Origin of the sequence: Aneurinibacillus migulanus (genome assembly GCF_001274715.1) — a bacterium.
In the GTDB taxonomy this organism is placed as follows: Bacteria; Bacillota; Bacilli; order Aneurinibacillales; family Aneurinibacillaceae; genus Aneurinibacillus; species Aneurinibacillus migulanus.
Map to the genome: position 1 here is coordinate 3525605 of NZ_LGUG01000004.1, position 21779 is coordinate 3547383.

Genomic DNA, 21779 nt, shown 5'->3' on the forward strand with positions numbered 1-21779 from the left:
AAGTAATTATGTCGAATAAAATCTATATGGCAAAGAAAAACCAAATGACCATAATTAACTGGATAACAATTTTTGCAACTGCGCTACTCAAAAAGGCAAGTACGGTACCAAAGGCGATACGCAGTGACTTCTCGGCACCGTTCCTTCGTACAAGCTCCACTAGGAAAACCCCTAGAAACGGACCTACTATAATGGCAAGCGGTCCGAGGAACACGCCGAGCACAAGCGGACCAAGAATAATGCCTGCAACAGCTGCGAGCATCGACCATTTATCTCCACCATACTTTTTCACGAAATATATGTTTGAGAGCATATCGGCACCGATAAGAAGCAAAGTAAGAATGGTCATCGGTACCCAAAATGTCCACCCGAGTGATGTCGTCGCGAGCGTAAACTGATAGAGTAAAAATCCGATCCATAGAAGCAATGCATCTGGAATCACCGGTACGATTACTCCAATAAAACTGCCGATAAACAGCAGGCCAATCACAATCCAAATGGCAACTTCCATTTGATTCTCTACGCCTCCTTATGTTTTGAATCCCTTCTATCTTTCTTATACGTATTCCAGGAAAAAAGGAAGCAGATTTCCTCTTACTTTTCTTTCCGGCTGCGCGTCATCTGTTGCCAAACCGTACCACTGGCCTGTTCTCCGGCCTCGATGCGCTCTAGTGCCATCTTTACCTGAAGACTCACTTCGAACTCCGGATCATCCTGTGCTTCACGAAGGGCGGGAAGTGCCGTCTCATCCCCTACTTCATATAAGAAACGCGCTGCCCTCCAACGAACGAGTTTATTTGGATCTTCCAGCGCTTCCATCATTGGTCCAATAGCTGCCGGATCACCTAAATCGGACAATGTATCTCCCGCCGTACGGCGAACGACTGGCGATTTATCTTTCAGGGCTTCAAACAGCAACGGCAAAACATCCTTACTCTCAATCATCCCTAAATAAACCACCGCTAACCGACGAATGGATGTTTTCGTATCATGCAATGCTTTATGGAGTACAGGCACATCCTGTTCTGCCGGATTCATGCGCTCCAGAGCTGCGAACCGCTTCTCCCAATCCGGGTTATCCAACATACCTTCCACCGCTTTACCGGACAATGAATCTTCCTGCGGATGTACTCCTTCCTCTTGCGCAAATGCCTGTTCTACCAGTTGATGCAGACGTTCATCATCATAAGCTGCAGAAAGTTCCTGCGCCACTTCTTCGCCTATTTCCTCCATTGTGCCATAACGCACACCCCTGTCTTCCCATTTCCGTTCCATGACCAGGTTCGTAGAGGATCTCTGCGCTTCCAATGCTGCCCTCATAAAGCGTTCCGGCAACCCGACACGCTTTTGTTCGCCGCCCGCTTCAAGTTTAATTTGCATCGGAAGTCCACGGAACATCTGAACAAATACTTGAACTTCACCATACGCATCCTCTGCCGGGGAGGCGATATCTTCTCCAGTGTACTCTTCAGTTGTACCGAGTACAGCACGTGCCTGCGTTAAAATATCCCGCCAATCCGCTTTCGGATGCCGTTCTAGCGCAATGAAGTCAAGAACCTGGAAAACACCTGTAACTCCAGGGATATCTAATAGCTTCCGGACATGTTCCGGAGCATTTTCTAGGGAATTACGTGTATAGTTATGACTAATACCCATTGGAAGCTGTTCATCAAGATTTAGCTTCATAGAATTCGGACTGGGTGTAGGCTCAATTGATACGATTTTCAAAGCAATTCCTCCTCGATGATGTATACTACAATTATTGTAACGCAAAATAATCACAGAACCAAAATCCAACTAAACTTATTGGAATTTTTATCTTTATGATTGACGCTTGTATGTTTACACGCTATACTAAGAATTAATAATATCATATTAAATGTAATTTTCTTATCGAGAGCGGTGGAGGGACTAGGCCCGATGAAGCCCGGCAACCGGCGGTACGTCCGCAAGGTGCTACATCCTACAGAACATAAAGTTCTGAAAGATAAGAAAGGATATGTACTGTTCCTCCTTTCTTCTCTTCAGAAGAAAGTTTTTTATTTTAAAGGAGGATGTCCTATGGAACGACCCGTGACCATTCGTTATCAACAACTCAATCTGGCTGCTACGGTGCATTACCCGTGTGCTTCAGCCCGCAAACAAGAAGACAAACGCTGGCCTGCTGTGATTATGTGCCATGGCTTTATCGGCAATCGCATCGGAGTGAATCGGCTTTTTGTAAAAGCCGCACGTAGGTTAGCAGAAGAAGGATATTTCGTACTTCGCTTTGACTATGCGGGCTGCGGAGAAAGCGAAGGAGAGTACGGGGCATATGGCATGGACAGCTTCATTGAACAGACGAGACGTGCACTTGACTATACGCTAAGTATCGATTGCATCGATAATTCTCGTGTTTTTCTGCTCGGTCATAGTCTGGGCGGTGCGGTAGCCCGTCTAACCGCCGAAAAGGATAGTCGTGTCTCATCACTTATTTTATGGGCTCCAGTTGCCCACCCTTTGACAGATATTACGCGTATTGTAAGCCGTCCCGCTTATGAACAAGCCATGCGTGAAGGCCGTACTGAATATAGCGGTTACCATTTATCCGATGCATTCTTCTCTTCGCTTGCAGAAACGCAGCCACTTGCACCAGGCTCTTCCCTGCTAAGCGATGTACTGATTTTGCATGGAACACGGGATGAAGATATTCCTGTAGATGCTTGCTATCTGTATGAAGGAATGCTGCGTCAACGAACGACCGGCCAGTGCGAAGCATTCGCGCTTGAAGGTGCAGACCATACGTTTTCGTCTGTACCAGCTTCAGAGGAATTGTTTGATTATACGTCTAACTGGCTGAAAAAATTAGAAAATCGTACTGTGAATTGGAGCGATTGGGTGATATGATTTTAGCTGCTTAATGCAGCTTTTTTTCTTTCTCTTTCTAATGATAGACTTAAAAACAAAAAGGAGAGACTACATGGAGAGAAAATCATTGCCCAAGCGGTTCCATCTGGCATTATTCTTTACTTTCATTTGCATTTTTATCTGGTCTGCCATTGAACCGGCCGACCGCTTCACCTGGTGGCTGGAAGTTCTCCCTACTCTTATCGGTATCGTGCTTATTGTTACAACGTATCGTTCCTTCCGCCTTACGTCCCTGCTCTATTTCCTAATTTGGCTACATGCTATTATTCTTGTAGTTGGAGGTCATTACACGTACGCGGAAGTACCCTTGTTCGATTGGGTACGGGATACGTTCGGCTGGGAACGCAATCATTATGACCGCCTGGGTCACTTTGCTCAAGGCTTCATTCCGGCCATTCTTGTACGGGAAATTCTTGTGCGTACATCTCCATTGCGGCATAGCTCCTGGCTTCCCGTACTTGTTGTAAGTGTTTGTCTTGCTTTCAGCGCCCTTTTCGAACTTTTTGAATTTGCGGTCGCATTGGCAACAGGAACCGCCTCTGAAGCTTTCCTTGGTACACAAGGAGATGTATGGGACACGCAATGGGATATGCTGTTTGCCCTTATTGGAGCTACGGCATCCTATATTACCTTGCATAAACTTCACGACCGTTTTTTGAATTACGTACTTAAAGCCCCAGAATAAACTCAAGAGCTTATCGCGCTTTCATGCGGTAAGCTCTTTTTTTGTAAAGATACAGTAAACTTTCAGTAAATGCTATAGGTTTTTCTCCGTTGTTTTCTTATAGTTTTATACGAAAGATGTTAAACGAAAGGTTGGGTTCACAAGTGCAGGATACGATCATCGAAGAATTAAAAACAGAAATTACTGAACTGGTTAACATGGTACGCGATAATTTTTTGTTGGCCACCAAAGCATTCGAAGAAAAAGATACGACTGTTGCAGGGGAAATCATCGCAAGGGATGACAAAGTAAATATGCTTACAGAAGGAATCTCCAAGCGCAACCTTTCGGCCATCGCGTTGCAAGCACCGGTCGCAACCGACCTTCGCATGCTGGGTGCTTACCTAAAAATCGTCACAGACCTGGAGCGAATCGGTGACTTGGCTGTAAGTATCGCAAAAGCCGTAATCCGTTTAGAGAAAACAAAGCAAGCACTGCCTCTGTTCGATATCATCCATATGTCCAACGAAGTGAACAAAATGATGAATCTTGTTATTCATTCTTTCCTATCTGAAGACATCAGTGAATTGCGTTCATTGAATGAAAAAGATGATGTAATCGACTCCTTGCATCGCCAAAACGTAGAAAAGATCGAGGAAGCGCTTGAGGTACAACCGCACAATTTCAGAGAAGCGATTCAATACATTAAAGTACTGCACGCTTTGGAGCGTATCGGTGATCATATTACGAATATCGGTGAATGGACGGTGTATATGAAAGTCGGCAATATCGTTGAATTGAATCATTGATTCATTTTATAATTTTTAGCTATATGACGCCAAGGGTACTGATTATCCATAAAGGAAGAAAAAAGAACCATGGTACCGCATTAATTTGGATAATACCGGATAATCAGCACCCTTGAAAACATTAAGAATGTATGAAGTTGCTTCTTAGATATTTTGTGTTCGTCATCAATAAAAGAAAAAAAGCTCCACAGTAAGAAGAAAAAGTATAAACAAAGACAGACGTAAAATGTTTCGTAACACATCAGGTGCGCTAGACTCAGGCCCTGCTACAGAGCTAGCTAGATGTCCCAAACGATTGAAGCGGAACACCTCGATAGCGCATGTTACAAGTAAACCATATACACTTGTCTTTACGACAGATTGCTTCAAAAAGAAGAGTGAAAAAATGATGAATATAAAAGGAAAAAACGCGAGAAGGAGCATCACCTCTTTCTCCACCTTTCTTCTAAAGTAACATAAAATACAATACCTTCCCTTGTTGAATCACTTCATAACCTTTTTCGAGTTTGCGCCTTAAAACCCTTCAAAAATCTACCACTTTGTTATTTATATAAGAACCTATGCTGTTATCTCCGATTGTTAACTCCATGACAGGATGTTACCATATGGCGTATAGTTAAGTTGATCAGCAAATAAAGTAACACTTCTGTCAGCTTAGGGATTTTACTGCCCGTTGGACCGGGATAAATATACACAGTGGGAGAGATACATATGCACAAATGGGCTTACTTGTTCATTGCTGCGGGAGCGGCACTCTGGGGCGTCATTTCGATATTTGTCCAATTTTTATACTCCTGCGGTTTTACCGCACTTCAAGTAGTCGCTATCCGGGCAATTAGCTCTGCACTTCTTCTGGCAGGGTATGTAGCATGGCGAAATCGGTCATTATTAAAGATAGCACCAACAGATATAAAGTATTTCATCGGAACCGGCCTTTTTAGCATTGTATTCTTTAATTGGTGTTATTTTACTGCCATTAAGGAAACATCAGTCTCAGTCGCCGCCATTCTATTGTATACGGCTCCGGCATTCGTTACCATTCTCTCACGCATATTGTTTAAAGAATGGCTAACTACAAGAAAAGTGACAGCATTGCTCATTACCTTTCTTGGCTGTTCATTCGTTATTGGCCTCTTCCCTTCCACCGGCGATTCGGTTTCCTTGTATGGACTTACAATTGGGATCGGAGCAGGATTCGGCTATGCGCTGTACAGTATTTTTGGCAAATTTGCCCTGAAAAAGTATCATACGTTAACCGTAACAACATACACCTTCCTCGTTGCTGGGATAGGCATTCTCCCTGTCAGTCATTTGTGGACGTCCGCGCATCTGTTTCTTGATTGGAAGGTAATCGGCTACAGCATCGGATTAGGACTATTTCCTACCGTGCTCGCTTATTTGCTCTATACGTACGGATTATCCCATGTCGAATCAAGTCGCGCTTCCATTACTGCTACAGTCGAACCGATTGTCGCTGCATGCGTCGGTATCATTCTTTTCGGGGAAATGCTTACCATCTGGCAAATTTTCGGTATCCTGCTCGTCATTGCCGCCGTAGCAAGTGTACAGAAGCCGGAACAGAAAAGAGAACCAAAAGCATTTACATGAGACCTTTTCACAATTTCAACACAACCTGCTAGTATAATGGATATGCACAAGCGTTAGAACACATAAGATTATAGGAGGAAAGAGGTCGTAACTATGAAAAAAATAATCATCTTTCTAATAGCTGCCCTCACGATGATGACCACACAGGTGTCTGCCCATTCTCGCATGGTAGACAGTTCGCCTAAGAGCGGAGAAGTAATGACAAAGCCTGTGCAGGAAATTACAGTAACATTCAGTGCAAACATCGAGAAAGTAGGCAAGATAGAAATTAAAAACGAGCAAGGAACAAATATTCCGGTAAGCAAGGTTGATGCTGGCAACGCTACATTAAAAGCGACATTGGACAAACCACTTCCGAATGGAACCTATACGGTAAACTGGATGAATATCGGGGAGGACGGACATAGCCTACGAGGTGATTTCTCCTTCCAGGTAAATGCACCAAAAGAAGAACCGAAGGCTGAGAATCCGGCACAGTCGAAAGCGGATGAACAGTCCGAAGCACAACCAACCGATTCACAAGAAACAAGTCCAGCGGCCGACGGGCAATCGAACACGTCTCTTTTCATCGGTCTTATTATTGCCGTCGTTCTACTCGCCATCATTGTTACTTTTATTATTCGCAAAAAACGTTCATAAATAAGAAAAACCGCAGGAAAAATACCTGCGGTTTTTCTTATTTATGAAGTGGCAAAATGTATCTTAACGTATAATATCCATGTTTTATCAACGCTCCCCCATCGCCAGTAAAACTCGGATTTGGAACGTTAAGGGGGAGCTGGACACAAAATTCAACTTTTTTATGGCTATCCTATTTATTATCTCGGGAAAAAGAATGTATAACTTGTCATCGAAAGCTCTATAACAAATTATACATTTACTCATTTCAAATCACCTGCACATAGTGATGAGTAGTTCATTTTTAAATTCCATGCTTACTACTTACAACCTGATAAGATCCTTCCGTTTCCCATGACAGCGGCTCATCCAACATAAATTTATTCAGTACATTTCCAACTATCCGAGAAACATTATTATCATAATTGTTGTAAGATAGGCTCCCAAGGAAAGCGATTGAGCCCGTTGAAAAAACGGCTCCTCCATTTGGTGTCGGGAAATAAGTCATATCAGCTCGAACTCTTGGGTTCTCAGCACCACCTAAACCAGGACCGGGAGAAAACATTTCTTCTGTAACTGGATTGTACGTATTAGTATGACCTTCAGAAGACGCAAGGAGCATAGTCTCTGGTGGGGTTCCAAGTGAAAGATCATACGCATCGATTTCAAGCCCTGCCGCACCTCCGCCAACTAAGCCAAAATTGCCGATCAACTCGTCTGCACCGACCCCCTCGAAAATCCATGAAACTCTTGGATCAAAGCTATCAGGGTTTCGACGATAATAGGAGGACACATCAAATCCTTGAGCCACAAACCCAACTCCGGTAAGTTTTTGAGGAGCCCTTCCTCTATGCCTCCAAATTCCACCATATTCTCCGCTAAAGCTCAGATGTAATTCTCCCGCTTCAGCCTTCCATGTATTTACAGCGTGTTTTTTGCGGACCTCTATGATTTCCGGTTTTTCTGGACTATATTGAATAATCCAATAAAAACCATTAGCACCTAAATACATAAATCTTCCACCAAGATGTTGGTATTCTTCAATACCATCTAACATATTTTTCGAGTAATATTCTGGGTGAGAGCCGGTAAGCACGACATTATATGGTTCTAGAAGGTCAACTCCTTCTTCATGAAGATCATGATCCGTAATGACATCAAAGTCATATCCCATTTCTGTCAACCAATCTACCAAATGTAGATCGGCATTGAATTGCCATAATGAAGGAGATAGGTTAGTTTTAACTTTTGGTCTCATGTTGAGTATAGGTCGAAGCGGAGATGAATAACATGTACCACTACCATCCGAATGTGTCTCGTATGTGGAATGCCCATATTCCCAATGTTCCATAAGGTACATGTCATGTTGTTCTATAATGGGGGCTCTCGCAGTCATCAATTGGGTAAGAGGACCATCATGAAATTTTGTGTTTGCATAAGCGAGATAACTAGCAGTTGGTATCAAAAATGCAATTTTAGCCGTGGCTGTTCCTTTTTTAGGTCTTACGAAAAAAGGAACATAGTCTTCATCTGCTCCAGCTTTCACATGTGCCGCATAAACGCCACTCTTAAAGTTATCAGGGATGTCAAATTCAAAATCCACCTCCCACTGGGCATCAGTAAGGTCATCATCGTGAAAATGAATCGCACCATATTGATCCGGGGCATGAATAAAATTATGCTCATCACCTGTCCAATTGTAACCTGTCATTGCTCGGGCTGGTAAATTACTAGTTGTTCCATGTAGTTTGTTCTTTGATTTATCTATAATCTTGCTAGGTTCTTCTATTCCATTGCGACCAATGTTATCTGCAAAGTCCCATGCTGCTACTAAATCATCAAAAGGAGCCTCTATACATTGCTCCATTTCTTGTTGTGTGAGTGAACGATCGGCAAGACGTGGTCTATCTATTTTTCCATTATATATACCTTTTACAATGTCCTTTCTGGATGTCTTACTTTCTAGATATCCTGCTATAATAAAAGGAGCTTCATTTTCAGTTTCAGGTTTTAGTTTTATAACTTCTGTACGATGTGCTGTCATTTTTTCTAGAGAATAACGAAGAGAAAATCTACCATTAAATGTCTCAACTATAGGTTTTTGAAATACGGTTACTGTACCGGTTGATGTATCAAAAGACGCTCCTACAAAAAACCAGCATCTTTCCACTAATTTTTTCCCAGTGCTTATTTTCTCAACCTTCCCACTACCGTCTCCAATCCACAAAGCGAGGCATCCACCTTTATCTATAAACAGACCATAGCCAGCTTTTGTTTCATCATTCCATTTCGTCAGAAGTCCTTGAACCCCTTTATCTGGTGTGGTTGGCCAAATCATAGCTTGTAAAGAAAAACTATGAATATCTCTAAATAAAGGGTCATCTGGAACATGTACATACGATCCACTGTGAATTTTCTGTCTTCTTCCTTTATATTCTTTTTTAATATTTGTATCGATCGGTTTAATCTTAAGTCCTGGTCCCTCAGGGTTTATATCCCCGTGGATCAATTGAACGATTTCAGCCTGGTATTTCTCATGATTTTCACAATTAATCATAAACTTGATTTTTTGCCCCGGTTCTACTCTAAGTTTGTCTGCATAACCATTAATAGTCACGATTTAACACTTCCTTTATAGTAGTTTATACTTCAACCCCATATTTTTTTAATCTCTTAAGAAAAAGTCCATGTTCAGCTGCTTCTACTGAGTCGAAACTTTCATCCAAAAATATGGTAGGACGTTTGCCTCGCTCACCTGGATATTCTCCTAAATGCCATTCCTCTTCTGGTTTAGTACAAATAATGACATCTTTTCCTTCCAATTGTTCATGGTGTCTTCGAAAATATCTCAAAACGAGACCAAGATTTTCACTATGTTTACCGATGGGATTCATTCTGTGTTCTTCTATTAGTTCTTTTGTGATAAGTGGTTTTATTACTGTTTCAAAAATTCTTTTGTCTATATCCAAGTAGACAGCACTATCTTTAGTTTTTTCAGTCATATTCTTCCCTCCATTATTAATTTTGTTGTTAATGTGGCAGTCATTTGATCGGAATAGGCATTATTGGTAATGCAAATCTTGATTAAGTTTAATATCACCTCCCCGGATACCTTAAACGTATCTCCATAAATAGTATTTGTCGTCTTATCTTTTATGGTTGATAATGATAAAATCCCATCCAGATCAGCTCCCTTCATTTTTTATCCGCAAATCTATTTATCCCTGTAATGAATTAACCACTGATGCTATCGGCTATTAATTAAATTTATTTATTTTTATCTATATAAATTACACTTGATAGTTTGACAGGGGGAGTGTGGTTGGAAGGAGGCGATTCGGAAAAAAGAAGAGGTTGGATGCACCCTGCGATCCGGCAAAAAAAAGCCACTATGTCTTTTTCCGACCGCTCTCGCCCACCGCCCTTCCTTCTTCTCTTACCTCTCATCATAAAAATTTGTCGATGTATCAAATCAGATGTATATAGATGTATATCAGTACTCGTTACTTCACATTCTCTTCTTTAATTAAAAACTTATACAAAAAAGCACTTTGAATTAGCTCTACTTCATTGTAGAACTGTTTCAAAGCACCATTACTTTGATAACTTATGTACTTGTTTATAATGAACCATATCGAAGGTAGATTTTTTTACATCAAAAATATTTAAAATAATTTAAATATAAAAAATATTATTTTTATTTAAATATTATAATATATGTGATAATTTGTAAATAGTTTAACGAAAGATTGTTAGGTTGTCGTGCTCGCTTCTTGCTCCAGCCAAGCGGCCGTGTCCCAATTAAGCAAACTTCTCCATTGCACTCATAGTAACATCGGCATTTTGAACAAACTATAGACTCTTTACCAACATAATTTTTTCATTTGAATAAAGAAAATACTTGACTTTTTAGATAAGTATTTATATTCTAAACTACAGATTAGTTGTTTTGAGCGAGCGCTCGGTCGATAATGCTATTTCAGCAGGTATCCCTTCTCACTACCATAAAAAGGAGGGATAAGCACAACTTTTATCATGGAAATGAAATGGAAGTATTAAGGGCATTCCCTATGTCGCTGAACTTTTGTCGGTACATTAAATAGCTATTGGAGGGGTTAAGATGTCAAACAAAGATATCGTACTCTACACTGAAGAAAAAGGAATCGCAAAAATTACACTAAACAGACCGGAAGTACTAAATGCTTTAAACCGAGATGTACTAGAGCAGCTCTCATCCATCATGGACAGAATTAAAATTGATGATAGCGTAAAGGCAGTGATACTTACCGGTGCCGGAGAAAAAGCATTTTCCGCTGGTGCGGACATTCAGTTTCTCAATAAAGCTACTCCTCTGGAAGTAAGGGATTTAGCACGGTTAGCTGTTACAGTTAATAATAAAATTGAGTCATTGGGTAAAGTAGTTGTTGCTGCTATAAATGGATTGGCACTAGGAGGTGGGCTTGAGTTAGCTGAATCCTGCACGCTCCGGTTTTCAGCTAGCCATGCTAGATTAGGACATCCTGAAGTCCGTATTGGAGCCATTGCCGGTTTTGGGGGAACTACGAGGCTTCCCAGACTTATAGGTAAGGGACGTGCTGTAGAACTGTTGCTCACCGGAAACTCGATAAGTGCAGACGAAGCTTACAGAATTGGACTGGTTAATAGGATTGTTGAGCCTGATAAGTTACTATCGGAAGCTGAAACCCTTATCCTAGAAATTCTGTCTCAGGCTCCTCTTGCAGTAAAAATGACTTGGGAGGCAATCCATCGGGGCTGTAATCTAACTTTAGAAGAATCCTCACTTCTCGGTGCAGATTACTTCGGTCTAATCGCTTCCACAGAAGATTTCAGAGAAGGAACAAAATCATTCTTAGAAAAAACTAAGCCATCCTTTAAAGTAAGATAGTTATATCAAAGCTTATTTTTGCAGACTTTACATGGAGAGGTGGGCATGGCAAGCTAATTCACCTAGCGAAATTTTATGGTATCGCCCGTTTCGTAAGACTCCATGCCCATAGAAGCTCCATGTAAAGCCGACTACCAGCGAGATGTTTCCAGTTTTTTATTCTTTTTCCCTTTGGTACAAGCTCTCGATAACCTCGTACAGAAGCGATGCAGCAAGTTTTACTGTGCGACCATCTTCGTCAAGCTCTGGATTAATCTCGGCAATATCGAAGCTAGTCACCTTCTCGCTTCGGATCGCTTCTTTCAACAGACGTCTTAGCATCTTTGGTTCTAGGCCAAACGGTTGCGGCGCGCTTACGCCCGGCGCCCAGCTTGCATCCAGCACATCACTGCACAGCGTAAGCATAACCGCCTCATTTGCATCTATAAATGCTCGAATTCGCTCTATCACGTGTTCAGGGCCGGAAGAATAGATTTCATCTTCGCAAATATATTCGCAACCGTACTGCTCGGCCGTTGCAAATAAATGCTTTGTGTTACCGCTTCTTTGAATTCCAACACACATATAGTGGAACGTCTTGTTCTCTGCAGCAAGCTCATCACCGATCTGTCGAAACATCGTACCTGAACTCACGGTTTGATCATACGGACGCATATCAAAATGCGCGTCAAAATTAAGGATACCAATGAATTTTCGATTTTCTAGATGTCTCTTCTCACCTACATAATGCCCGTATGCCACTTCATGTCCGCCGCCGATAATGATGGGAAAGATGCTTACATCCAACATTTTTTTAACCGCTTCTCCCAACTCATCCTGTGCCGTTTCTAGCTCTTTATCATCACAGCTTATATTGCCAAAATCATATAAAACGACCGACTCGCCAAAATGCCATGGAAGAGAAGCTAACGCTTTACGGATCGCATCAGGGGCCTTATAAGCACCTATTCTTCCTTTATTTCTGCTTACACCTTCGTCACATCTGAAACCGATAAGCCCGATGGCCGTGCCGCTGTGCTTTCCCTCAATCGACGATAAATCTTGTATTCTAACAACCTGATGCAGCCTGAACATATCTATTTCCGTCTTACTGTCTATTCTTCCCGCCCAGCATTTTTCGTCTGTTACTGTATACATTCGTATCCCCTCTTTTCTTTTTGGAAAAATATCTTGCTCCTTTTACTGCTGTAAAGCGGTTTCACATCTGCGCACTTTCTTGCGAAGCTTCTTATATTCACTTTACAATATAAACAATATTCACTCTATCTATAAAGTAAAAATATTATTATTATGTAGAACTTTTATCTATCTTAAAAAGAGTATCTTGTATGCGTAATATTCATAAAGGAGAGTGACAAATGAAATATACTGCTAAATTTTGTCCTAATAACTGTGAGAAAGAAATAAAGCAAGTAAAAGATAAACTTGGGCAATTACCTGATATTGAGATAGTTGATGATTTTTGCGTACTTTACTGTGGTCAATGTCTGGTGCAGCCTTTCACCTTACTTAACGGTAAGAATATTGCCGCCGATAATGCGAAAGATCTGCTGGAAAAAATTTACGCATACATGGAGGAAGCAAAAGCCAAATGTTAAGGTATTACAGCGGCCGTGGTATTTTTCCCGGTCGCTTTACTTTGAAAGAATCAAGCCTGAATTTTTTTGTATTCCTCTTACCTGCTTACCAAAAAGCATTTTTCTGTGTCATGGGACCCCATCTTCCGATGGTTACACGACACGGTGTTTTCCTAAAGCCATCAGAACATATTTTAGAAGAACTGGCAAACGTAAGGGAACCTATCGTCTTATGTGCACATAGCCATATGCCAAGAAGCGTCTACCTGTCTAATGGTCAGCTCATATGGGCACCATGAAAAGCCGTTGCTTACTCGTGGTTCACATAGGAAGTACGAGAGACATACACAGGATGCTTAGATACAATCTTTTTCCCGAAAGAAGGATTGTGCTGACTGGAATAAAATCTCTGCTGTCTTTATTACCGAATCAAAGTCTACCCATTCTACAGGTTCATGTAAACCAAAGCCTGTTGGACCGATATTCACTGTAGGAATGCCTGCTTGCTGGAATATCGCAGCATCTGTCCATACGCCCCAGCCTACACGTTGTACATCTCGATTCATCACGTTCTGAAAAGCTTGTTCCACACTTTTCGCTATTTTCTCATTCGGCTCGCAATAAAAGGAAGGACGGCTAAAATACCAGTCAATTTTAGCATCATGGCAGCCTTTATAAACAACTTCCTCTATTTCTCTTTTTACATTCTCTATATCCTCAGATGGAAGAGTACGCCTCTCAATATGAATAGTACATTCAGATGCATAAGTGGAAACGCCGGTACCACCTTGAATAAGGCTTACGTGCATAGAGGCCGGTCCTACAAGATTTTCCGTTCTATTTCGCAATGTAGTTTGCTCTAGCTCATTTAAACCTACAAGAATACTTCCCATTTTAGAAATGGCACTCTCACCGATATCCCAGCGGCTTCCATGAGCGCTTTTCCCTTGTGTAACCACCTTCCCCCAGAGAAATCCCTTGTGTGCTACTACCATGTTCAAATCGCTTGGTTCAGTTAAGATACATGCATCTGCTTGATGTTTTTGTACGAAGTCGTCCGCACCAATACTCACATATTCTTCATCACAAACAAGAGCAAGAATAACCTTTCCTTTGAAATTCCAATGCTTAGCTAGGGCAGCCGCCGTGCTCAAGACTGCCGCAAGTCCTCCTTTCATATCACAGCTTCCACGCCCGTATACTCGATTCCCCTCAACTTTAGGCTCGAAAGGTGGAATGGTCATTTCCTCAACACCTACAGTGTCTAAATGTGCACATAAGCACAATACCGGGCCATCTCCCTCCCCAATTTCAGCATACACATTAGGACGACCTGGCACTACTTCTTCTATCCGAGCTTTGATTTGGTGATGAATCAACCAGTCTCTCACATATGTCGCTATTTGCATTTCGTTGTTATCTTGTTCTGGAGCAAGATTTGGATTAATAGATGGTATTCGAATCATTTCACGTAAAAGATGGAGCATTTCTGAATGGTTAAAAGGTGACATGATTTCGCAACCTCCTTACTTATCTTGTTTTACTTGTGTGGTATATTCCTGAATACGTAAAAGACTACGTTTCCAGTTTGCTTCAACTATATTAAGGGCTAACGGCAGATTTTTTTGTTCCAACGCTTCTATCATCCGGTTATGATCATCACAAGAAAGCTGGACATCTGCTGCCTTATCAAAATAGTACAGCTCTAATCGCTTTAGCTTTTGCTTTACTCCTGTGAGAATGCGTGTAAGCTCCTGGTTTCCGGAAAGCTCAATATAAACAGAGTGGAATTCATTGTCTACCTCTAGCGCCTTTAATTGGTCTCCTTCTTCCATCGCATTTCTAAGTTTTTGATTCGTTTCTACCATCATTTGCAAATGTTGATGGTTTATTTGCTCGAAAGCTTGTTCCATAGCCAGCCGTTCAAGAGACCATACAATAGAGTAAAGTTGAAATGCATCATGAAAGTCGATAGGAGATACTACGGTTGAACGATTAGGCTTAGTCCGTACGAATCCCTCGTCTTCTAGCCGTAACAAAGCCTCTCGTATAGGTGTTCGACTTACACCCAATTGTTCAGCTAATTCTTTGTCACGTACTTGTTGACCAGGCTCAAGCTTCCCCTGTACAATCCAGTCTCGTATAATTATATAGGCTTCTTCGCGAACGAACGTACGCCTAAGCTTTTCTGTAGAATGTGAAGATACCAACAATAAAACCTCCTTGACAAAATATCCATTATGCTATTCACTAATATGTAATATATCACATATCAGTTTGAAATTCCATTTATTTTCTAGGAGGTCCATCCATGGGAGAAATCAATTGGCAACTGAATCGACACAAGAGTCCTCACCCCTCTGCTTTTTCTGTGGTGAATAAAGAGGAAATAAGGAAGGCGATGCGGTTCCATCAAACCGTTCCAGATTATGCACCTACTCCTCTTCACTCGTTATCTTCATTAGCTAATGAATTAGGCATTCAACGTATTTTTGTTAAAGATGAATCTTATCGATTCGATTTAAACTCTTTCAAAGTGTTAGGCAGTTCATATGCCCTGGCAACTTATTTAGCCAGAACACTCCAAACAGATGTAAATTCCTTCTCTATAATAAAAGAAAAAGTAAAATCCTTGCCTGTACATACCTTTGCGACAGCGACAGACGGGAATCATGGTAGAGGATTGGCTTGGTCTGCCAAAATGCTGGGTCAGCGCTCTGTCGTTTATATGCCAAAAGGGGCTTCCGCCTATCGCCTACAAATGATTCGGGATTTAGGTGCTCAAGCAGACATTACAAATAATGATTATGACGATACGGTGCGTTTTGTCTCTCAATTGGCAGAGCAACAAGGATGGACGCTTGTGCAAGATACGGCCTGGGAAGGTTATACTGACATCCCTACTCTTATTATGCAAGGATACTTAACGATTATTGGCGAATTCCTGGAACAGTTTACAGCTATGGAGAAAAAGGGGCTGACCCATGTAATCCTGCAAGCCGGTGTAGGCTCATTTGCTGGAGCAATGGCCGGAGCATTACAACAACTGACGAAGACGCCGATAAAATTCATCATAGTCGAACCAAACCAAGCGGATTGTTTCTATCAATCTGCACGTACGGAGGATGGTTCTTCAAAAGCTGCAAGCGGAAATCTTTCTACGATTATGGCTGGCCTATCTTGCGGCGAAACGAACCCGATTTCATGGGATATTTTAAAGAATATAGCGGATTGCTTTGTTTCTTGCCCTGATCGTGTAGCCGCTAGCGGAATGCGTATCCTTGGGAACCCATTACATACTGATCCTCGAATCGTTTCCGGGGAGTCTGGAGCTGTTCCCCTTGGATTATTATTTGAACTATGTAGAAACCCTCTTCTAGCTGAACTGAAGAAATTGCTTGCCTTGGATTCTTCTTCTCGGGTGCTTGTAATTAATACAGAAGGTGATACTGATCCAGAAAATTATCGAAAAGTGTGTTGGGATGGAATGTACTCAAATAACAGGGAATAAGAATAATACGACGTTCTATCATGCTGTAGAGAAAAACCGGAATTTGGCCAAATACGGCTATATTCCGGTCTTTTACAGGCGGCTATCTTTTTTCATTATTCAACTACACCGTACGTTAGAATCTCTACCGTCGGAGTAACTGTAACAGTGGCCTTTGAAAACGCCTTCGGCCAATTGTTCTCGACCTTTTTCCAATATTGATATTGCTGTGCGCGGGCCTTCCATCCAAATCCAAATGGATCTAACTTACGTGCTTGCACTTTTTTTATTAATCCGTTGAGTTCTTTTTCAAGTTGATCGGTAATAACAGCAACCAAACGTTCCTGTTCTTTTTTCATATCCACATCAAATGTACGCTCTGACAGTACCACGGTACATTTCATCTTCATATCAAAGAAAAAACGGTCATCCTTATGTTCAACTGAAATCTTGTGGCCTATGTCACTCACATTTACCGTTATATAATCCGTTCCTTTTGTGTCCTGAAGGACGTTTGGTTTCTTAAATGAAAGACGAGGCATACGAACCGTAAACACTACGGGCATTTTCGCTTTCTTCTGCAACATAAGGAGCAACGCACTTTCCCGCCGACTTAGCGACATGACATATTCCCCTTGTTTATTCAGCAGTGCAGATCCAGTTACCACGAGCCCTTTTTCTTCTTTTTTTATTTCAGAAATAGCGGGCGTAATTCCCTTATCGAAAAGGAGAATATGAGCATCCTGTGCCGTGGTAAAAACAGTATTATTATACTTCTTCCCCACATCAATGACTTCTGTTAGATAAAGAGGGAGTATAGGTTTATCTGTAAATTCACTGTTCATAACAGAAGAAATCGAGTCCTTTACAGCCACGATTCGCATCGTTCCTGTATTTTTCGGATCGCGGTAGATAACATCGAGATACGGCATAAGGCCTTGTTTTTTTAGCATTCGCTCGCTAAACATAAGCACTTGCAGCTTTCCGGGACTTATTATCCCGGGACTTGTACTGTTAAATACTTCTCTTCCCTGTCTGTTTGTATGTACCTTGGACCCGTATACTTGAAACATTTTTTCTGACTCTTTACTAAAGTTAGGGCTTGCCTGGTACATCATCAATTGATGATCTTCAGTCATATCAAAAGCATAGACTAACGGCATCGTCGTATCCTCTACATTCACCCGATCTCCACAACCCGATGCGATTACGAGCAGCAAGCACGCGAGGATTGCTTTTGTACGCTTTGCCATCTACATTCTCCTCCTCTTCCAACGCATATACATGGTGATGTACAGAAAAAACAAAAAGGGAAAGGCATAGATAACAAAATAGCTGACCTGACTCCACCATGTACCTAGATCTTCAAGCTCGTTATACGTTGGCATATAGAAAAAGGAAGCTGTAATAAAAAGGAACAACAACATATAAGTAGGGAGTTGCCAATTTCTTTTACTAAAGAGCTGCCCCATACTGTTTGTGATAGATAAAGCATATGGAATGATCGATGTTGAAAGAATGAAAAGGTAAAACGACAAAAAAATAATTTCAAATCGCTCAAGAAAGGGAAGCTGAAGCGGCTTTACTAAGGTGAGCGAAGGCCATAAATAATGCGTAACCCCGTCTGGGCTAAAATACAAAAAACAAATCAATGTAATATGAAGATACACGACAAGGCTAAGGCTATTAGCAATGACAATCCCTTTTGCAGCATTCTGTTTACGTTTTAGATACGGATAGAGAATAAACGCCAATTCAAACCCAAGAAACGCCACCACAGTTGTTTTTACTGCATCAAAGACAGGAAGCCACCCTTCCTTCAATACAGGCAACATGAAATCCAAGTGAGCATTTTTTAACGGGATCGTCAATAAAACGGGTATCCAAAGTGTGAAGAAAAAGACAAATTCCGCGTATCGAGCTAGAATTCGAACGCCACCGCAGAGAATCATATAGGTTGGAATCAGAAAAAGAATCACTAATACATAATTACGGGTTTGAGGCAAAACCCAGACTTGGGTCACCAATACTGCAAAATAAAGAAGAACAATAACAGACAGCAGGGAATACAAAACCCAGATAATCAGCCATGTTTTTCCGAGCCATCTCCCAAGATAGCGTGTAAGTACATCAAGCAAGGTATCTCCCGGGTGCTTGGACATAATACCAACAATGCATAGGCTAACAATGGTTGTGAGGGACCAACCAATGATAATTGATATCCACCCGTCTGAGCCCGCTTTCTTCGCCACATCTGCTGGGAGCGTCAGGATACCGGTTCCTAGTTGAGTTCCATGAATGGCGAGGATATATTGCATAAGCGTAATCTCATTCTTTATAGGTTTGTTCATGTATCCTTCCAACCTCTTTTCAGCAGGCTCTTGATACACAATTAGGCGAAGCACATTTATATTGAAAGCGATTTTATCAGCAAGCCATCTATATACGCAAGCACCTTTTTATGCTACTTTCCTGTATTTGTTACTATGTGAAATTGGATATAAAAATATACTTTGTATATAATTGGTTTAATTTGGGGTTATTTGGGAGGGCGTTAATTAGCAAGAGGGTTAAAAAGAAGGAAAGGGGAAAAAGAGGAGAAGTTGGAGTCGCTCTGCGCTTTGACTGCCTTCATTGATCAGCCTATTCCTTATCCAACCTCGTCTCTCTTTCTTACCTCAGTATTATAAGAGTCGATTTACCAAGTCAGATATAGTTTACAAACTTGAAATTACTGACTGAGCCTGGCTACCGCGCAATCGAACATAATTCGGGCAGCGAAAGCGGTTGTAACATCATGATGATCATACAAAGGATTCACCTCAGCGATATCAAATACGTCAACAACTGTATATAATTGCTCCAGCATGGACATGCATTGTACAGGGGTCAGTCCTCCTGGTTCATTCGCTCCCGCTCCCGGTGCATAGGCAGGGTCTAGCACATCAATATCGAATGTTAGATAAATCTTATCTACTCCCTGTAAAGCGGTTAACGCCTGTTCAACAACCGCTTGCGGTGTACTTTGATGTACTTCTCTTGCGGTAATCTGCACAATTCCGCTCTCTTTTAGATATGCTTCGTACCACGGGTAGTTATAGCTGCGCACCCCGATTTGCACGATATGCTCAGGTTTTACCCCCGGTAATTCCAGCGCTCTGCGCATCTGGCTGCTCTGTGAGAATTTTCCTTGAATAGGGGAATCATCCACCAGGTCAAGATGTGCATCAAATTGAATAATACCAATATTTCCTTCTGCACAATCATGCAACGCTTTAATAATCGGGTATGAAACGGAATGATCGCCGCCCAAAACAAATGGAAAGATATTCTCCCCCACCAAACCTTTTATTTTATTCTCTGCGTTTTCAAACGTTTTTTCTGTGCTATATGCTGCAATGTTAATGTCGCCAAAATCTTCTATACCATTTTCTAAAAGGGAAAACGTCTTTCTTTTCTCTACATCGTATACTTTATTGTCATCTATGCGATTAGAAAACCAGGAGAATGCCTCCCTGATTGCCTTAGGAGCAAAACGTGCTCCTGGTCTGCCCAACGAAGCCCCCCCGTCCCAGGGAAATCCTACAATACCAAACTTTTGATTATTCATTGCTCACAGCTCCTTTGTTTGATGTAACTTCTTGTAATTGAATCTCCTGCTTGAAATACACCCCATATATAGCCAATCCCACAATCAACCACACGACAAACAGAATATATTCAACCGTTCCCATTGAAATCGGAGTGCCGGGAATAAGCATAAGAAATAAAAATAAGCCTGAGAAAAGGGAAGCGATATAGCCCATTGCTATACCGCCGGGAATCTTGTACGGACGATGAAGATTCGGTTGTATTTTTCTCAGTCGAACACTGCTGAGTGCCATACAAAACCAGGCAATCAAAAAGGCAATCCCTCCCATGATAATTAAAGGCAGAAGCATCCCGCTTCCTAGCAAAATTCCAACAATAGATATAACTGTCATAAAAGTAAGCGTATTTGTAGGAGTTCTGTATTGTGGATGTAATTTTGCAAATGATTTTGGTAAAAATCCGGCTTTTGCGAACGACGATATTAATCGGCTTCCGGCTAACAGAAAACCGTTGAACGTCGTTATCACTCCCATTAAGGCTCCAAAAACGACAACAGTGGATAAAAATTTTGAGCCGGTTGTCGCTTCAAGCGCCAAAACCAACGGCAAATCTCCCAATTTGCCCATGCTTTCAGCCGGCATGATAAAGCCTGATACAATAATAATTAAGATATACAGCAACCCACCGACGACAATGGTTCCCACAATGGCTCGTCCGAGGTTAGAGTAGTTAATCCCACTATCCGCCTCTTCTACCGTTTTCGGAATCGTATCAAAACCATTCATAAAGAATAGAATAGCCGCCATCGCTAAAACGATACTGTTCGTCGTACCGTCTGGAGAAAACAACGGCGCCATGTTCTCTGGGGTACCCACAATGACACCGCCAATAAGGAAAACAGCGAAAGCCACAAGCATCATGACGGTCGCAGCATTCTGAAAAACTGCCGATTGTTTGGCGCCCTTCCAGTTCATATAAACAATGAAACCTACCATAAGAAAGCTAATGAGCAGGTGAGGCAAATATACCTGAGTACCAAACAGCGTATATAACGGATATGAATTCAACGCAGGGAATACATACGCTATTAATATAGCGACCGATATAGCCACCCAAGGTAAAATAATCAAATAGCCAAGGATTAAGAACCATCCACAGATAAAGGCAGGAAGCCTGCCAAGCGCTCTGAACGTATAGGCGAATTCACCACCGGAAACCCGAAGACTTGCTGTCAGCTCCCCATACACAAACCCAATCGGTATAATCATACACATAGTAAGAATAACCGCGATGATGGCACCGACACTTCCTGCGGTAGACATCCAGGCAGGTACAGAGATGACCCATCCGATCCCGATCATACTTCCAAATGCAAGCCCGAAGTAATCTTTGGCTGACATTCCTTTCTTACTCATCATTAGGAACCCCCTTTGTCATATGTATTTTTTTAGCTTTTCACTTTTATAAGCAATCTGCCTGCTTAAACAAGTGACTTACAACCTTTTAACAAGCAAATCACATGCCATTTTCTTATCAACTATCTAAATTATCTGACTAATAATCACAAAAAAACGACTATCTATGCTTATTTAAGCAAGAGCAGTCGTTT

Annotated in this window: 20 protein-coding genes and 1 riboswitch; of the genes, 8 read left to right on the forward strand and 12 right to left on the reverse strand. The window is 41.5% G+C overall.

Features of this window, described 5'->3' with window-relative positions:
* Window positions 1-22: 22 nt before the first annotated feature.
* Window positions 23-511, reverse strand: coding sequence for a DUF456 domain-containing protein (locus AF333_RS18655; RefSeq protein ID WP_043069112.1), 489 nt, complete (start codon window positions 509-511; stop codon window positions 23-25).
* Between the two features lie 83 nt (window positions 512-594).
* Window positions 595-1728 carry a conserved virulence factor C family protein gene (locus AF333_RS18660; protein ID WP_043069111.1) on the reverse strand — a complete coding sequence of 378 codons (1134 nt, stop codon included), beginning with the start codon at window positions 1726-1728 and terminating at the stop codon, window positions 595-597.
* Window positions 1729-1887: 159 nt separating this feature from the next.
* A riboswitch (SAM riboswitch) is annotated at window positions 1888-1994 on the forward strand.
* Between the two features lie 67 nt (window positions 1995-2061).
* On the opposite strand from AF333_RS18660, the gene AF333_RS18665 reads away from it, so the two are divergent.
* From AF333_RS18665 to AF333_RS18690, 5 genes are all read left to right on the forward strand, one after another.
* Window positions 2062-2886: an alpha/beta hydrolase gene (locus tag AF333_RS18665; RefSeq protein WP_043069118.1), complete on the forward strand. Its 825-nt coding sequence runs from the start codon at window positions 2062-2064 to the stop codon at window positions 2884-2886.
* 73 nt (window positions 2887-2959) lie between these two features.
* Window positions 2960-3592, forward strand: coding sequence for a DUF2238 domain-containing protein (locus AF333_RS18670; protein ID WP_043069110.1), 633 nt, complete (start codon window positions 2960-2962; stop codon window positions 3590-3592).
* Between the two features lie 131 nt (window positions 3593-3723).
* The gene (gene phoU / locus AF333_RS18675) at window positions 3724-4380 is read left to right on the forward strand and encodes a phosphate signaling complex protein PhoU (RefSeq protein ID WP_235496599.1); all 657 of its coding nucleotides are present in this window, start codon (window positions 3724-3726) and stop codon (window positions 4378-4380) included.
* Between the two features lie 711 nt (window positions 4381-5091).
* A complete protein-coding gene (locus AF333_RS18685) occupies window positions 5092-5988 on the forward strand; it encodes a DMT family transporter (RefSeq protein ID WP_043069107.1) in 897 nt (298 codons plus the stop codon).
* A 93-nt stretch (window positions 5989-6081) separates the two neighbouring features.
* Window positions 6082-6627, forward strand: a complete 546-nt coding sequence (locus AF333_RS18690; RefSeq protein WP_043069106.1) for a copper resistance CopC family protein — start codon at window positions 6082-6084, stop codon at window positions 6625-6627.
* A 283-nt stretch (window positions 6628-6910) separates the two neighbouring features.
* Here the strand turns inward: AF333_RS18690 and AF333_RS18695 are convergent, their stop codons facing one another.
* The 3 genes from AF333_RS18695 to AF333_RS35740 all read right to left on the reverse strand — a co-directional run bounded on the left by AF333_RS18695 (window position 6911) and on the right by AF333_RS35740 (window position 10077).
* Window positions 6911-9223, reverse strand: coding sequence for a N,N-dimethylformamidase beta subunit family domain-containing protein (locus tag AF333_RS18695; protein ID WP_200894955.1), 2313 nt, complete (start codon window positions 9221-9223; stop codon window positions 6911-6913).
* 25 nt (window positions 9224-9248) lie between these two features.
* Complete coding sequence (locus AF333_RS18700) at window positions 9249-9608, reverse strand: hypothetical protein (protein WP_043069104.1); 360 nt, start codon at window positions 9606-9608, stop codon at window positions 9249-9251.
* A gap of 265 nt (window positions 9609-9873) precedes the next feature.
* A complete protein-coding gene (locus tag AF333_RS35740) occupies window positions 9874-10077 on the reverse strand; it encodes a hypothetical protein (protein WP_235496600.1) in 204 nt (67 codons plus the stop codon).
* Between the two features lie 649 nt (window positions 10078-10726).
* Here AF333_RS35740 and AF333_RS18710 point away from each other — a divergent pair.
* A complete protein-coding gene (locus AF333_RS18710; RefSeq protein WP_043063710.1) occupies window positions 10727-11512 on the forward strand; it encodes an enoyl-CoA hydratase/isomerase family protein in 786 nt (261 codons plus the stop codon).
* Window positions 11513-11668: 156 nt separating this feature from the next.
* Here the strand turns inward: AF333_RS18710 and hutG are convergent, their stop codons facing one another.
* Window positions 11669-12649, reverse strand: coding sequence for a formimidoylglutamase (gene hutG / locus AF333_RS18715; protein ID WP_043063711.1), 981 nt, complete (start codon window positions 12647-12649; stop codon window positions 11669-11671).
* Between the two features lie 221 nt (window positions 12650-12870).
* On the opposite strand from hutG, the gene AF333_RS18720 reads away from it, so the two are divergent.
* Complete coding sequence (locus AF333_RS18720) at window positions 12871-13110, forward strand: DUF1450 domain-containing protein (RefSeq protein ID WP_043063712.1); 240 nt, start codon at window positions 12871-12873, stop codon at window positions 13108-13110.
* Window positions 13111-13445: 335 nt separating this feature from the next.
* Here AF333_RS18720 and AF333_RS18730 read toward each other — a convergent pair whose 3' ends face one another.
* Window positions 13446-14600: a M20 family metallopeptidase gene (locus tag AF333_RS18730; protein ID WP_043063714.1), complete on the reverse strand. Its 1155-nt coding sequence runs from the start codon at window positions 14598-14600 to the stop codon at window positions 13446-13448.
* Window positions 14601-14615: 15 nt separating this feature from the next.
* Window positions 14616-15299, reverse strand: coding sequence for a GntR family transcriptional regulator (locus AF333_RS18735; protein WP_043063715.1), 684 nt, complete (start codon window positions 15297-15299; stop codon window positions 14616-14618).
* 101 nt (window positions 15300-15400) lie between these two features.
* On the opposite strand from AF333_RS18735, the gene dpaL reads away from it, so the two are divergent.
* Entirely contained in the window at window positions 15401-16600 is a 1200-nt protein-coding gene (gene dpaL / locus AF333_RS18740; protein ID WP_043063716.1) for a diaminopropionate ammonia-lyase, read from the forward strand.
* Window positions 16601-16695: 95 nt separating this feature from the next.
* On the opposite strand, the gene AF333_RS18745 is transcribed toward dpaL, so the two are convergent.
* The 4 genes from AF333_RS18745 to AF333_RS18760 all read right to left on the reverse strand — a co-directional run bounded on the left by AF333_RS18745 (window position 16696) and on the right by AF333_RS18760 (window position 21585).
* Window positions 16696-17832 carry a Ger(x)C family spore germination protein gene (locus AF333_RS18745; RefSeq protein ID WP_053432721.1) on the reverse strand — a complete coding sequence of 379 codons (1137 nt, stop codon included), beginning with the start codon at window positions 17830-17832 and terminating at the stop codon, window positions 16696-16698.
* Entirely contained in the window at window positions 17833-18930 is a 1098-nt protein-coding gene (locus tag AF333_RS18750; RefSeq protein WP_043063718.1) for a GerAB/ArcD/ProY family transporter, read from the reverse strand.
* A 380-nt stretch (window positions 18931-19310) separates the two neighbouring features.
* Entirely contained in the window at window positions 19311-20189 is an 879-nt protein-coding gene (locus AF333_RS18755) for an agmatinase family protein (RefSeq protein ID WP_043063719.1), read from the reverse strand.
* Window positions 20182-21585 carry an APC family permease gene (locus tag AF333_RS18760; RefSeq protein WP_161808225.1) on the reverse strand — a complete coding sequence of 468 codons (1404 nt, stop codon included), beginning with the start codon at window positions 21583-21585 and terminating at the stop codon, window positions 20182-20184. The genes AF333_RS18755 and AF333_RS18760 overlap by 8 nt, the downstream gene beginning before the upstream one ends.
* Between the last annotated feature and the right edge of the window lie 194 nt (window positions 21586-21779).

Bases quoted from the DNA above. Each gene is read 5' to 3' on its own strand.
- AF333_RS18690 (WP_043069106.1), top strand. From the start codon at position 6,082: ATGAAAAAAATAATCATCTTTCTAATAGCTGCCCTCACGATGATGACC.
- AF333_RS18670 (WP_043069110.1), top strand. From the start codon at position 2,960: ATGGAGAGAAAATCATTGCCCAAGCGGTTCCATCTGGCATTATTCTTT.
- hutG (WP_043063711.1), bottom strand. From the start codon at position 12,649: ATGTATACAGTAACAGACGAAAAATGCTGGGCGGGAAGAATAGACAGT.
- dpaL (WP_043063716.1), top strand. From the start codon at position 15,401: ATGGGAGAAATCAATTGGCAACTGAATCGACACAAGAGTCCTCACCCC.
- AF333_RS18760 (WP_161808225.1), bottom strand. From the start codon at position 21,585: ATGAGTAAGAAAGGAATGTCAGCCAAAGATTACTTCGGGCTTGCATTT.
- AF333_RS18685 (WP_043069107.1), top strand. From the start codon at position 5,092: ATGCACAAATGGGCTTACTTGTTCATTGCTGCGGGAGCGGCACTCTGG.
- AF333_RS18745 (WP_053432721.1), bottom strand. From the start codon at position 17,832: ATGGCAAAGCGTACAAAAGCAATCCTCGCGTGCTTGCTGCTCGTAATC.
- AF333_RS18720 (WP_043063712.1), top strand. From the start codon at position 12,871: ATGAAATATACTGCTAAATTTTGTCCTAATAACTGTGAGAAAGAAATA.
- AF333_RS18750 (WP_043063718.1), bottom strand. From the start codon at position 18,930: ATGAACAAACCTATAAAGAATGAGATTACGCTTATGCAATATATCCTC.
- AF333_RS18700 (WP_043069104.1), bottom strand. From the start codon at position 9,608: ATGACTGAAAAAACTAAAGATAGTGCTGTCTACTTGGATATAGACAAA.
- AF333_RS18655 (WP_043069112.1), bottom strand. From the start codon at position 511: ATGGAAGTTGCCATTTGGATTGTGATTGGCCTGCTGTTTATCGGCAGT.
- AF333_RS18730 (WP_043063714.1), bottom strand. From the start codon at position 14,600: ATGTCACCTTTTAACCATTCAGAAATGCTCCATCTTTTACGTGAAATG.
- AF333_RS18755 (WP_043063719.1), bottom strand. From the start codon at position 20,189: ATGAATAATCAAAAGTTTGGTATTGTAGGATTTCCCTGGGACGGGGGG.
- AF333_RS18665 (WP_043069118.1), top strand. From the start codon at position 2,062: ATGGAACGACCCGTGACCATTCGTTATCAACAACTCAATCTGGCTGCT.
- AF333_RS18710 (WP_043063710.1), top strand. From the start codon at position 10,727: ATGTCAAACAAAGATATCGTACTCTACACTGAAGAAAAAGGAATCGCA.